Raw genomic sequence first — 15,097 nt, 5'->3', positions numbered from 1 at the left:
GTTATTCCTTGCCCCGCAAAAAGAAAGGGAATAGATTTGAAATGCCATTCCGAAAGGAACAGCATGAAATACACAATATAAAATCTATGAAAGCAGTCGCATTAAAACTTGTATTTCGCAGTTGGTGGCGGAACAAGACATTCTCCATCATTTCTATTGCCAGCCTGGCGATAGGCATTGCCTGTACAAACCTGTTAACCGTCTTTACCATTCACGAATACGGCATAGAAAACGGGAATCCCAATAAGGAACGTATCTGGATGCTTAACCAGGATTCGCCGATGGCATCCGGAGAAAAGGTGCAGTATGCCGACAGATCCATCCCGCCTATGCTTAAAGAAAATTATACGGAAGTTGAAAGTTACCTGCGGATGGCGAGTCAATCGGTCAAATATATCTCTGTCGATCAAATAAAACATTCCCCGATCAACCTTACGGCTGTCGATCCGTCTTTAACAGACTTTTTCCCTTACAAAGTACTGAACGGCAATCTGAACGAAGCATTGACACAACCGGATAAACTGGCTCTCACGGAAGAAACGGCCCGAAAACTTTTCGGGAAAGCCGATCCGATCGGTAAAATCATCTATTTCGGTCTCCCCAATGATGACTTCGGCACAAAAGACAACTCCAACCCCGAACACGCCTACCAGGTTGCAGCCGTCATAGCCGACAGGGAACAGCCTTTCTTACACCTGGAAGCAGTCACCGGAATTACCGGTTCTTTCTTTGGCGGTCCCTGCTTACTGCTTATGAACAAAGCCATCGACCGAACAACTTTCGAAACGCAATTGAAAAGAGACAAAATCCCTACTTTACAAGGAGAAACAGGGAACTATTACCTGGCTACTTTACAGGAAAGTTATTTCCATGCTGCCAAACAACAAACACTGGATTTCATAAACTACCGGCAACCGACATTACTCTATGTAGGGTTAATTTCTGCCATCCTGATCCTATTGATCGCCTGCTTCAATTATATCAATCTCAACTTCTCCCGCCTGCTTCAACAAGTGCGGATGATTCATACGCAAAAACTGATGGGTGCCAGCCGGCAGGAGATCAACCGGCAGCTTTTCCTGGATACGTTCCTGACAGTCATCATTGCCTTCTTTTGCTCTTTACTGATTACACACGACTTGCTGCCTGTATTCAACTCGGTAGTGAACAGCCGGTTACATACTTCTTTCTTTTTCAACTGGCAGACATTACCCGTTATCTGCTGCTTTATCCTATTATTGTCCATTGTTCCAGCCGCCTATATGGGACGGAAAATATCCGGATTCTCAGGTTCCGGATATCGTGAGTTTTTTACCGGAAACAAGAAGAGAAAGATCGTGACTTCCTTATCCATCATACAATACGTTATCTCCATCGGACTCATCATCGCGACATTGACGGTAAACGACCAGCTCTCTTTTATCCGCCAGGGAGGCGATAACTACAAGAACCTGATCGAGATAGGCGACTGGATGGAAGACGGTTCGTACATACGTCCTTTTGCCCGCGAACTGAAAAAACATCCGGAAATAGCTCAGGCTTCGATTGCCGGAGGTTCTATCCTGAACAGCTGGATACAACAGGTTGTCCTTTCCGATGAAAACGGCAACGAAAAATACACCTCGCAAATCAACTATTTCGGTGAATCCGATTTTCTGGATGCGTTGCAACTGAAATTGAAAAGAGGACTTCCTCCCGACAAGGCAGTAGAAAAATACGCACGTCCGGTCTACGTCAACGAAAAATTTGTAGAGCTATTGGTCACAAAAGGCGAAGACCCCATCGGTAAACCGTTGAATCTATTCGATAAAGACCTCAACAAAGACTATGCCGATACTGACAACCTGCCGGTCTCCACCATTGCCGGTATTGTCGATAACCTATATACCAATACGCTCGAACAGGAAGTGAACCCGTTCACTATCCAGATCAACAACAGCCCGGACAATGCCTTCAATTATATCTACATACGCCTCAACGGCAATCAGGAAAAGGCTCTCGCCACCGTACGGGAAGTATGGAACAAGGTAAATCCGGGCCAATATTTCACCTACCGGGATGTGTACACGACTTTCCTGCAACGGAACGAGAAAACAACCGAACTCTCCCGGCTATTGTTGATGTATTCTGTTATCAGTATCTTTCTGACTTGCTTCGGCCTGTTCGGAATGGCACTCTATGCAACCGAGCAGCGTACCAAAGAGATCGGCGTACGGAAAGTGAACGGAGCGACCAGCCCGCAGATCATGCTGTTACTCAACCGTCAGTTTATCACCTGGATAGGTTCCGCTTTTATCATTGCCATACCTATTACCTGGTTACTATTGAACCGTTGGCTGGAAAATTTCGTCTACCGTACGGATATAAGTATCGGCATCTATCTGATAAGCGGGCTTTTTGTCCTGTTCATCACACTTCTTACTGTCAGCTGGCACAGCTACAAGGCGGCTTCAGCCAATCCGGTGAAAGTATTAAGAAGTGAATAACCTAAATATCAATCAGAATATGAAAGCTGTAGCATTTAAACTCGTCCTGCGAAGCTGGTGGCGGAACAAGACATTCTCCATTATTTCTATCATCAGCCTGGCAATCGGAATTGCCTGTACGAATATGCTGGCTGCTTTTGTCATCCATGAATACAACCTGGAGGCGGATAATCCGAATCGCAGTCATATCTATATGATGGACCAGGATTCCCCTTTGCAACCGGGCGAGCGGGTTTGTTTCACTGTCGGCAGTATTCCTGTCGAGATAAAGGAGAAATATCCGGAGGTAACCGATTATCTGCGATTAAATAACATCGGAATGGACTATATCAAGGTAGACAACAACCATTTCGGCCCTATCACAATTGTGATAACAGATTCGTCTTTTCCCCGTTTCTTCCCTTATAAAGTAGTAACCGGAGATTTGAACGAAGCGCTGACACAACCGAACAAGATTGCCCTGACAGAAGCCTGTGCCCAAAAGTACTTTGGCTACAAGAACCCAATCGGCCAAATAATCACCACAGGTCAGAACAGCACGACCACTGTACGCAAAGAAGACGGCACAGTCGAAACGAAAGCCAACGAAACAAGCTACCAGGTGGCAGCCGTCCTCCAATCGCACGACCAGTCTTACCTCAAATTCGAAGCATTAACCGGAAACGGAGGCACAACCAACGGTGGATTATGCTTCCTGATGACCGACCGCCCCATCGATACTGATAAGTTTGCCGAACAGATAAATAAAGACGGACTGCATACGTTTGTCCCTGATGGGAAATACCAATTTTACACCTTACAGGAAAGCTATTTCCGGAAATACACTCAGGAAGGTTTCACATTCCTCAACAGCCGCCAGAAGACATTGCTTTATGTGGGACTGATTTCAGCCGTTCTAATCCTGCTGATTGCCTGCTTCAATTATATCAATCTCAATTTCTCCCGCCTATTGCAACAAGTGCGAATGATTCATACCGAGAAACTGATGGGTGCGACGAAAAAGGATATCAACCAACAGCTATTCCTCGATACATTCCTGACCGTTATTACGGCCTTCCTTTTATCTCTATTGATTACGCATGACTTAACTCCGGTATTCAACTCAATCGTCTCCGGAAATATACATACCGCCTTCTTCTTCAACAGGCAGGCTTTGCCGGTTATTATACTGTTTATCTTCCTGTTATCCATAATTCCATCCATTTATATAAGCCGGAAAATAAGTAAGTTGTCGGCCTCCGGCTACCGCGAGTTTTTCACCGGAAATAAAAGAAGAAGGATTGTTACCGCTCTTTCCATCGCCCAATATACCGTTTCCATCGGATTGATTATCGCGACATTCACGGTAAACAGCCAGCTTCGTTTTACGCAAAAAGGCGGAGAAGGTTATCGCGACTTGATAGAGGTAGGCAATTGGGGTACAGACAATTCCTACTTACCGGCATTTGTGCACGAAATCAAAAAAATACCCGGTGTAGAGAATGTAACGCTCAGCGGTGGTCCCTTACTGAATATGGGATTAGCCCCCGTGAATGTCAAGAATCCTGACGGCACTGAAGGTCTTTATATGAAAGCACAGTATATGGGAGGTCGCGACTTTTTGAAAACATTCAAAATCAATCTTATAGAGGGAGTAGAGCCGGATAAGGCACTCGTACAATACCAGACTCCGGTTTACATCACCCGAAAATATGCAGACCTTCAGGTTCCTCCTGGAGAAAACCCGGTTGGTCAGCTACTAAGCAAATACGACAAGGATACCGAAGAATATGCAAAGAACAATAATTCTCTCCAATTAATTATTGCCGGCATTACCGAAAATATATTTGCCAATTCGCTTGAAGAAGATGTTTACCCCAGCATCATTTACATTGGGCAGGATGACGACAAAAGATATGCCTTTTCTGAAATCAAAGTAGGGAAAGACCGCCAGCAGACCATAGCAGCCATCGGAAAGATATGGGAAGAGATGAATCCGGGACAACACTTCACTTACCTGGATGTCTTCAAAGAGTTTATGCAACGTAACAGCAGGACAACCGAGTTAGCCAAATTACTGATTATGTACTCGCTGATCAGTATCTTCCTGACTTGCTTCGGTCTATTCGGCATGGCGCTTTACGCCACAGAACAACGCACGAAAGAAATAGGTATACGAAAAGTAAATGGAGCCAGTATGCTAAAGATCATGTTGTTGTTAAACAAACAGTTCGTTGGCTGGATCGGAATAGCCTTTGTTATAGCCATTCCTATCACCTGGCTTCTTCTCAACCGGTGGCTGGAGAATTTTGTATATCATACAGATATTTCTGTCTTCCATCTCCTGCTGGGTGGAGTTATCGTGTTATTCATCACGTTATTGACAGTCAGTTGGCATACTTACAAAGCCGCTTCGGGAAATCCGGTCGATTCGCTGAAAACAGAATAACACCAATCAAAAAGAGTACGCTCCCGAACACGAATATACGGAAAGCGTACCCTTCTCTTTGTCCTTCAAAGAACTAACTCTTCCCATATGAAAACCTGTTTTTTACTCTAGAAGGAAGTATTTCTTTTCATGCAGATAACTACTATATATACTGTACTTTTTATAAATAATAACCTGTACACCCTATTGTAAGTATCATGTACTACTTACATATGATATAGTGTACAGTATATATAATACTTATCTGTATACCGGGAAATACTTATCTACATACTTCCGGTTACTTCGCTACACAATTTCTAATACTTCTATGCACTCAAAAATTCCAAAATTTATATGAATATTTATCGAGGTTATGAAAATAAAAGCCTATCTTGCTATAGTTAATCTGTTAAACAGAACTTGTATAATCTAATATAGATATGACACGATGAGTATAAGGTATAAATTTACCCCTATCCGTGACAACCTGAATAAGGAAGGGGAAAAAGTAAAAGGCTATTATCCACAGGTAATCAGCCGCGGAACGATCCATAAAGAGAAGTTATTCGACTATATTTCACACGGTTCGAGGCCTCTTCGGGCTGAGTTATCGCATTCATGGGCGTTGATCGAGGACAGTATTATCGACCTTCTGGAACAAGGATTTGACGTTTGCCTGAGTGATTTCGGGACTTTTTCCGTCTCGGCTCAAAGTCCTCCGATCGAAAAGAAGAATGAAATACGTGCGGAGTCTATCACGGTGAAAGGTCTTAATTTCCGTGCATCCAAAGTTATCAACAAAAAGTTGAAAGGAATAAAGTTCGAACGCGATCCGGAAAAGTGACTTTGAAGGTTACATCCGGCATAAATACTTCATGAAGATGTGTCAAAAACAAATAAACCGGACACACCCTCATGAAGTCTGATATATTTCTGTTATCCGTTCACTTTCTTATAATCAGCCAGGAAGGTAGCCAGGCCGCTATCGGTAAGCGGGTGCTTCAACAAACCTTTAATAGCCGACAACGGACATGTAGCCACATCGGCTCCGGCTTCAATACACTGGATAATATGTTGTGTACTACGGATAGAAGCAGCAAGTACCTCCGTTTCGTAAGCATAATAGGAAAACATATCGACAATACCTTTCACCAGTTCAATACCGTCACTGGAAATATCATCCAGACGCCCTACAAACGGAGAAACATAGGTAGCACCGGCCTTTGCAGCCAAAAGAGCCTGCCCACGGGAAAAAACCAACGTACAATTGGTGCGGATCCCTTCATCACTGAAATGTTTGATCGCTTTGATTCCCGCTTCGATACAAGGAACCTTCACTACAATATGCGGATTCAAAGCAGCAAGTTCCTTACCCTCTTTTATCATCCCTTCATAATCGGTCGATATCACTTCCGCACTGACATCTCCGTCCACAATCTCGCAGATCTTCAGATAGTGTGCCCGCTGGTTTTCTACTCCCTTGATTCCTTCTTTGGCCATGAGAGACGGGTTAGTTGTAACGCCATCCAATACGCCTAAATCGTTTGCTTCCCGAATCTGATCCAGGTTCGCTGTGTCAATAAAAAATTTCATTGTTTTATGCCTTTTAATGCCTCTATTAAAATAACATGTCCTCTATCGAATAGTTTATTCTCTGGTAATTTATTTACAAAAAGGGAAGCAAATACTTCTGTTTATCCCAAAGCGAAAAAAGAGTATCATCTAATCAAATTTGCAATAGTCCTATAAGAACTATTGCTTCCTTAAACTGTAAGCGATTGATTATTAGCAATTAAAGCAGATTAAGATAAAATGGCATTCAGAGAACAAGCTTTGATATAGATACATAATTTAACTAAAGGAGCAGAATATAAAAGTATAATTCTTCGCCATTTAACTTATTGTTTCAAAAATAGACTATATTTGCATTTGCCGAGGATATAGTTCTTATAGAACTAATATAAATAATGCAGTATACACGATAATTCACAATTCTATTGAAAGTACAAAGCTATATTGAGGAATAAAAGGGGAAAGGAAAATAAAGCAATGATACTATTATCAAAGAGTAAATAATCATTTATGTTAAAATTGGACGAACAAATCTTCGAAAAATTATTCCGGGAATATTATTCTCACCTGTGTAACTATGCAGGCAGATATATTATTGATTCCCAGGTACGGGAAGATATTGTTCAGGTATTTTTCATTTCCATATGGGAGAAAAAGAATCTATCTATTACTACAGAAACATTTCTTCCGTATGCCTATCGTTCGATAAAAAATAGTTGTATCAATTATTACAAAGCAGAAATCGTTAAAGAAGACTTTTTGACAACCTTAGGAGAAGAATGGAAAGAACAATTGAACGAAGAGGAAGATTTCATCTATCAAAAAGAAGTGCAACTGGCCTTACAGAAACTGCCAACAAAATGCCGGGAGATATTTCTACTGAAATGCGTTACAGGACTGCGATATAAAGAAATTGCAGAAGTATCTGACATTTCGATAAATACTGTCAAATACCATATAGGAGAAGCTTTCCGGATCATGCGTGAAGAGCTAAAGCATCTCACATTTTTATTTTTTCTGATTTTTTTCTGATTTCACCTACCCATTTTCTCTTCCTCAATTGTCAATATACAAAAAGGAAGAAAATGACATCTGAAACAATATATCAAATAATTCTCTCATCCCTGGCAGGTGAAGCCACTGAAGAGGAACTGCTCTGCCTGTCAAAATGGTTGGAGGAATCTGACGCAAACCAGGCGGAGTATGCTAAAACCCAAAGATTGTATCAGAAAACTTCACTAAAAACAAAAGAACAAACATATGATGTAGACAAAGCCTGGCAAAACATCCAAAGACAAACAATCCATAAAAAGAAAAACATATCTTTATGGCTGGGCTATGCGGCAATGTTTGCCATTGTTCTTTCCATAGGAATCGTATTCTTTACCAATAAGCCCCAAACAGCTCCTATCAGTAAAGTCAATGTGAATGATTATGACCAACCGACTTTATTACTGGAGAATGGAGAAACGATCAAGTTGAACGAAGGATCGTTTGCCAGACAACAAAAACATATCACCATAAAAAATGATGCTGAAAAAAAGCTCGTTTATGAAACAAAAAACAAAATTGCTGAGAATAAAATACAGAATAATCATATTATCATCCCAAAAGGAAAAACGTATCAACTGATCCTTTCCGATGGAACACATATTCATTTAAACTCCGAATCAGAATTGATCTACCCGACATTGTTTACCGGAAACAAACGAGAAGTAACTTTAATAGGCGAAGCCTTCTTTGAAGTAGCTAAAGACAAGGAGAAACCATTTATTGTAAAAGCCAACGAAATGGAAATAAACGTATTGGGAACTACTTTCAATGTTTGTTCATATGCAAAAGACAAAACAATAAGTACAACCTTAATCGAAGGCTCTGTTTCAGTGCGTGCTAATCAAGGAGACACACAGATAATCAAGCCTTCCGAGCAGTTTACCTATAACAAAGAAAACGACCGGACAAATATCCGCACAGTAGATACCGAACTTTATACCTCATGGATCGACGGCAAATACATCTTCAAACATGCAACACTGGATGAAATAATCAACAAGCTTCAACTTTGGTATGACTTTACAGTGGTTTATCAGGATGAATGCTTGAAAAACAACCGATACTCACTGATTGCTGAAAAAGATATAGACCTTGACAAGTTGCTGGAAGTTATCAGTTATACTTCAGAAGTCAAGCTAGAGAGAACAGGTACTAATACTATTAACATTAAAAAAATAAAGGAGGAGAAATGATGTAGAAAATATTTATTATGAAAAACAACAAAGGCAGTATGGATCAGATACCGCCTCTGTAACAGATTAAAAAAACAATAGTTTCATTTTCGTTTAACCTGTAAATTACAAATTTATGGAAAAAAGAATATCGGAAGACTTTTACAAAGCACAAAAAGTCTTAAAACGATCATTATTCTTATTATTACTTAGTGGCTTATTATCAACAGTTTCTTTTAGTGCACATGCATTTGAATCGCTTTTGGAACAAAATCATCCTTTAAACCTATCTTTCAAAAATGCACGGATAGAAAAAATACTGGATGCTATATCGCAGCAATCCGGTATTAAAATCGCCTATAGTACGGAAGAGCTGGCAGGTGATAAAAGTGTATCTGTCAATATTCGTACTTCGGACATAAAAGAGGCATTGACGGCTGTGCTCGGTAACAACTATACTTTCAAACAGATAGATAATTATATTGCTATCGCTAGAAAAGAAAACGAACAACCTGTCGTTAGCCAGACAGACGACAGGGCCTGGACTATTCAGGGTCAGGTTATGGAAAATTCGGAACCTCCGTTTCCTTTGGCCGGCGTAAATATTACTATTAAAAACACTTCTTTAGGCACAGTAAGCGACCAGAACGGTTATTTCTCAATTAAGGCCAAACGAGGTGACATACTGATTTTCAACTATCTTGGTTTCAAATCACAAGAATATGTCGTCAACCGTGCTATCAGTAACCTGACTGTTTCCATGTCGGAAGACACAGAGGAGTTGGACGAAGTGATTGTAACGGGATTCTCAGAAGAAAAGAAGTTAAACTCGATCTCTTCTGTCGCTTCGTTAGACATTTCCAAAAACCTGAACAGCCGCCCTATCACAAACCTGTCGCAATCATTACAGGGTGGTATCACCGGGTTAAATGTGACACAGGGTTCCGGCCTGCCGGGAGCAGATGGTGCTTCGATTAAGATACGTGGTATCTCTACCTTGGGAAGCAGCGATCCGTTGGTATTGGTCGACGGAGTCCCCATGGATATGAATAACCTGGACCCAAACACCATTGAAAGCATTACCGTTTTGAAGGATGCGGCGGCAGCAGCGATCTACGGTTCACGCGCAGCAAACGGTGTCATTGTCGTAAAGACAAAACGTGGTGTACCGGGTAAGATTAATGTCTCTTACAACGGTTACTACGGTATTCAGAAAGCAACCTATCTTCCAGAATTCGCCAATGCGGCAGAATACATGCAAATGGTCAACGTAGCCCAGAAAAATATCGGAGGTTCGCCGACTTTTAGCGACGATGCGATCGCCAAAACACTTTCCGGAGAAGATCCTATCAATTATCCGAATACCGATTGGACTGACTATATGTTTAAAAACGGCTCTGTTCAAAGTCATTCCGTTTCCGTATCGGGAGGTGGTAACCTGGCACGTTTTGCCTTGACGGCCAATTATCTTAAAAATGACGCATTGATAGATAACACGAATTCAGACCGACTGAATATTCGGGCAAACACATCTGTCAGTCTGTTAGATAATTTATCTGTAAACATGGACTTCAATTCATACCGTACCAATCGGGATGAACCATTAACAGGCGTATTGGATTATCTGTATTCAACACCTCCGACAACAGTAGCACGTTATCCGATGAAAGAGGGTAACAATCAAGTCTATTATGGAAACCGTCCGGAACAACGAAACCCGGCAGCTTTGATGGAACGTGGAGGTATCAGAAATTATCTGGAAGACAATGTCAGTATCAATATTGCTCCCCGTTGGGAAGTGATCCCGAATTTAGTTTTACGTGGCCAGTATTCTTATCGGGTAAGCAGTAGTGCCAAGAGAGAGGAACGTGCTGCCTGGAATTTCTTTGATTACAATTCCGGAGCATTCCTGCAAACATGGTCGGCTTATCACGGAGCGGAAAAAGGACGTTCCAGCTACTACTATATCGGAGCTACTGCAGAATATACTTTAGAACGCAAAAAGCACCGTCTGTTCGCTATCGGAGGATACAATCAGGAGTTAACGAACAACGGCGACTGGGATCAATGGGCCATGGCTTCTTTATTTGCAAAAGCGAATTACACATACGACCGTCGTTACCTGATAGAAGGGACAATTCGCCGGGACGGTTCTTCCCGTTTTGGTAAAGGCAATAAATTCGGAGTATTTCCCTCTGTTGCAGCCGGATGGAATATTCATGAAGAAGCATTCATGAGACCACTCAAGAGTAAACTGAACGAATTCAAACTTAGAGCTTCTTACGGATTACTCGGTAATGAGAATATCGGGTTATACAAATATCAGACGCTTATCGATGGAACAAATGGTAATGAAACAGTATTTGGAAACCCGGATATCACATGGGAAACAGTACATATGCTAAATATCGGTACAGATATCCGCTTGTTCAGAGATTTTGCCGTTACGTTCGAATATTACGATAAGAAAACAACCGATATGATTATAGAACCTCCTATTTCCTTTATCGGTGGCATCGGCTCTGCTCCTATCAACTCAGGAACGGTACGTAACAGAGGTTGGGAACTGGATGTGAATTATGGCAAACAACTAACAAAAGACTTTGGTTTCAACATTCATGGAGGCCTATCCCAAAACAAGAATAAAATTGAAGAATTATTTGGAGCTCCTTATGACAAGGGGAATAAAATCAATCAGATAGGATACGCTTTAGACAGTTATTATATTTATCCTACCAACGGCTTACTACAAGAAAGTGATTTCACAAAAAATGAAGCCGGAGAATGGATACCCAAAGAAGGTGTTGTTATTTTCGATGGCCAACAGCCAGGTGATATTCACTACATTGACAGAGACAATGATGGTAAAATTACAACAGATGACCGGGAAATCAGAGGTTCGGAACAACCTGATCTAAGTTACTTTGCCAATATTTCTTTAAACTATAGAAAATGGAGTCTGGATGTATTGTTTCAGGGTGTAACAGGTGTGGATGCTTATTATTCGGAACCTTTTTCATTTGGTCTGAATACATCCGGTGACGGCTCTACTCCATTGAAAGCCCAACTGGATTACTGGACTCCGGAAAATATCAATGCACGTTATCCACGACTTGCTCCTAATTCTTCTTATGGAAATAACTATCACACATCCGACTTCTGGTATTTTGATGCCAGTTTCTGCCGTGTTAAATCCATACAGTTAGGCTATACATTCGATCAGTTGGGACTAAAGAAAATTGGGATCACTAATATTTATGTGTATTTGAATGCACAGAACCCATTCACTTTTGCAAAAGAAAAACTAACAGATCCGGAAAACCGCGGTCAAAGAGGTTCTTATCCGCTTGTCCGGACATATTCTGCGGGTGTAAGTCTTAATTTCTAATCCGATTATAAATTTCAAATTATGAAACTGAATACAATATCAACAGTAAAAATAGCATTACTATCCTGCACAATGTCGATTTTTAGCGGATGTAATGATTTTTTGGAAAGAAATCATCCTACAGAGGTTTCCGACGACCAATTTTGGGCTACCATGAATGAATGCTCTGCTGCATTGGATCAATGCAAGCTTTGGGTAAAAGGTGCCTGGGGAGGCGATGAATTGAGCCTTGTCTTCCTGGAAGGAGCAACCGATAACATGTACTTTTATTCTAATTTCGACCAACGTATAGTTAACTTAGGTAATGGTTCGCTCGTTCCTCCCACAGACAACAACAAACCGACCGGTTGGGAGTATTATTTTGATGCCTGGAAAAACTATTATCTTCGCATACGACGCTGTAACCGTTTTCTGGAGCACGTTGATAATGCATATTTTGCAGATGAAAGAGAACGTACGAGAATGAAGGCTGAAGCTAAGATTTGGCGTGCATGGTACCATATCCGTTTACTCAACTGGTATGGTCGCAACGATGGTATACCTATTGTAGAAGAATCATTGCTCCCGGCCGACATCTACAAAGCCCGTAATACCGTCAACGAATGTCTGGAGTTTATCAATCGTGAATTGGATGAAGTACTGAGTATTACAGATAATGATGTATTTCCTTTCTTATGGGATGAAGGACGTCGCGATCGTATGTCAAAAGCTACCACTTTAGCATTGAAAATGGATATTAACCTACAATTCCATCAATACGATATAGCAAAAGATGCAGCAAAAAAAATAATCGATTCCGGTGTTTTTGAACTCTATTATTCATCTTCGGAAAACGATGATCCCGGTAAGAACTACCGCGATTTGTTCAGTTATGCGGGTGAACAGAACAAAGAACGAATAATGTTCAAATCCAACGGATTGGATAATATATGGTTCCGAAACATGTCTACCATACTGGGAGGGCAGGGCGTAAGTGCACCATTAAAATCATTGATCGATACATACGAAACAATTGATGGAAAAACAATCCAGTCTCTTCCGGCATCAGAACGCGAACAATATCAAAAAGATCCGTTATATAAAGCAAGAGACCCTCGTTTGTATGCAACGATTTTACTGCCGAACGATAATACGTCGATCTCCAATTACACATTTGAGCCGTTTAATCCGAATAGCAGTGACTATATAGGCAAAAGTGGAGCATCCCGTTCAGGCTATTTAGTGAAAAAGTATATCGACGAGCAAGATCGCGCATCAGCCGGAGGTAGCCTTGATTTCATGATCTACCGATACGCAGAAGTGTTATTGGATTACGTTGAATGCCTGGTAGAAACAGGAGACTGGCAAAATCCGGATGTAGAAAAATACATTAATATGATCCGTCATCGCGCCGGTATGCCGAATATGGATAAATCGGTTTACAATACACAGGAAAAAGTACGTGAATTATATCGTCGCGAACGTCGTATTGAACTTTGCTTCGAAGGCAAACGCTACGATGATATCCGCCGTTGGAACATCGGTAACGAAGTGATGAAAGGCACAATTTACGGAGCCTGGAACCCCAATGACAATTCGTACGTTACAATTGAAACACGTAATTGTATATTTCCTAAATACGATTCATGGCCATTGCCACAACAGGAAGTGACAGCCAATCCGAACATCAGCCAACCTACCGGTTGGTAATAAATACAAAAGAGGAAATCCTTTAACAGGATTTCCTCTTTTGTATTTATTACTTCTTCACCGCCAGTTTACTCAACTGCTTAATCTCTTTCAGATTCGAATAATCGTACTGATAGATACCGTCATCTGCAATCATCATTAATACGTTATCATGCGGAATCACATCGTACCCTTCCATACCCGAGTAATGAGCCAGACGGTTTGCCATCAGTGTCTGCGGATCGGAGGCATTATAGATCTTCAGGCCATCGTCACAGAGGAAGAGTGTTCCGTTGTCGATACCGAGGCCTTTCGGTTTGGTCATGGTATAAGAGACAATCGGCTGGGGATTCTTTACATCTTTCACATCCAGAATGATCAGTTCATTGAAATTCTGTCCGCAATTATTACCGGCATGAACAGTCACATAAGCGATATCATCCTCGACAACTACCGGATCGCAACCATATACATGCCACATCATCGACTGATATTCCGGATTTAACGGATCAGCAACAGAATAGATCAACATACCGGTAGGAGTTCCCATAAACATATAATCCTTATAACTGAAAATAGTCTCCACATTACTGCCGATACCGATATTATCAACAGCTTTAACAGGTTTATCCCCTGACAGGTCGAAGATACTCATCTGGTTGTTCAACACTACATAAAGATAATGCTGATAGAAACCAAAACGGGACATCGAACCGTTCACACCAGTTGAACTTCCGGAACTGTTACCCGACGAATTCGTCATAGCATCATTATACATTATCTGATCCTTATAATACTCATATGTATAACTCTCCTCTACCTGAGTCCATCCCACTACGATCTGTGAATTTGCGGCTGCCGTTTCACACATCGGATAATCGATCGTTCCTTCTTCAACAGGAGGAAATGCATAAGGAAATACATTTTCCAACCGGTTCTTTAATACCGGTAAGGCCGGGTTAGTGATATCGAACCAAACCAGATCGACATACGAGTCGGCATACAACATATTATTACGGATAGCCACATCGGCGTTACCGATCAATTCTATAAAACCAACCGGAGACGGAGACGAGGGGTTACGGTTATCAATGATATGGATACCTTTTCCCGGCTCGGAAATATAGAGATAACCTTCATAAAAACAGATCTTACCCTGTTGGGTGATCTCTTCCGGCTGCGTTTTCACCTTCACGGAAGAACGAAAAGCATCCGCAGACATTAAAATCGGTTTATTCACTGTAAAGGTAATCGTTTCCTTCACTTTCATATCGTCGTTACATCCGTACAACATACAGATCACCGACATAAAAAACAGGTACATTAGTTTTTTCATCTTATACAAATT

The 15,097-nt window shown here is 41.2% G+C and carries 9 protein-coding genes; 7 read left to right on the top strand and 2 right to left on the bottom strand.

From position 1 onward, the window contains the following. Positions 1-86 precede the first annotated feature (86 nt). The 3 genes from M1P97_RS04035 to M1P97_RS04025 all read left to right on the top strand — a co-directional run bounded on the left by M1P97_RS04035 (position 87) and on the right by M1P97_RS04025 (position 5,740). A complete protein-coding gene (locus tag M1P97_RS04035) occupies positions 87-2,486 on the top strand; it encodes an ABC transporter permease (RefSeq protein WP_249388454.1) in 2,400 nt (799 codons plus the stop codon). A 19-nt stretch (positions 2,487-2,505) separates the two neighbouring features. Beyond that, positions 2,506-4,914 carry an ABC transporter permease gene (locus tag M1P97_RS04030; protein ID WP_249388453.1) on the top strand — a complete coding sequence of 803 codons (2,409 nt, stop codon included), beginning with the start codon at positions 2,506-2,508 and terminating at the stop codon, positions 4,912-4,914. Positions 4,915-5,344: 430 nt separating this feature from the next. Then, a complete protein-coding gene (locus M1P97_RS04025; RefSeq protein WP_249388452.1) occupies positions 5,345-5,740 on the top strand; it encodes an HU family DNA-binding protein in 396 nt (131 codons plus the stop codon). Between the two features lie 92 nt (positions 5,741-5,832). Here M1P97_RS04025 and fsa read toward each other — a convergent pair whose 3' ends face one another. Then, complete coding sequence (fsa, locus tag M1P97_RS04020) at positions 5,833-6,489, bottom strand: fructose-6-phosphate aldolase (RefSeq protein ID WP_195375132.1); 657 nt, start codon at positions 6,487-6,489, stop codon at positions 5,833-5,835. 489 nt (positions 6,490-6,978) lie between these two features. Here fsa and M1P97_RS04015 point away from each other — a divergent pair, with 489 nt between their 5' ends. The 4 genes from M1P97_RS04015 (at position 6,979) to M1P97_RS04000 (ending at position 13,770) form a co-directional block, all read left to right on the top strand. Then, positions 6,979-7,500 carry an RNA polymerase sigma-70 factor gene (locus M1P97_RS04015; protein ID WP_249388451.1) on the top strand — a complete coding sequence of 174 codons (522 nt, stop codon included), beginning with the start codon at positions 6,979-6,981 and terminating at the stop codon, positions 7,498-7,500. Between the two features lie 53 nt (positions 7,501-7,553). After that, complete coding sequence (locus M1P97_RS04010; RefSeq protein ID WP_249388450.1) at positions 7,554-8,714, top strand: FecR family protein; 1,161 nt, start codon at positions 7,554-7,556, stop codon at positions 8,712-8,714. Positions 8,715-8,829: 115 nt separating this feature from the next. Next, positions 8,830-12,081: a TonB-dependent receptor gene (locus M1P97_RS04005; RefSeq protein WP_195375129.1), complete on the top strand. Its 3,252-nt coding sequence runs from the start codon at positions 8,830-8,832 to the stop codon at positions 12,079-12,081. Between the two features lie 21 nt (positions 12,082-12,102). Continuing rightward, entirely contained in the window at positions 12,103-13,770 is a 1,668-nt protein-coding gene (locus M1P97_RS04000) for a RagB/SusD family nutrient uptake outer membrane protein (RefSeq protein ID WP_249388449.1), read from the top strand. A 49-nt stretch (positions 13,771-13,819) separates the two neighbouring features. Here the strand turns inward: M1P97_RS04000 and M1P97_RS03995 are convergent, their stop codons facing one another. After that, a complete protein-coding gene (locus tag M1P97_RS03995; RefSeq protein WP_249388448.1) occupies positions 13,820-15,085 on the bottom strand; it encodes an LVIVD repeat-containing protein in 1,266 nt (421 codons plus the stop codon). Between the last annotated feature and the right edge of the window lie 12 nt (positions 15,086-15,097).

It is taken from the genome of Parabacteroides leei, from assembly GCF_023369805.1.
Lineage (GTDB): Bacteria > Bacteroidota > Bacteroidia > Bacteroidales > Tannerellaceae > Parabacteroides > Parabacteroides leei.
This window is presented reverse-complemented; position numbering and strand designations above follow the sequence as displayed.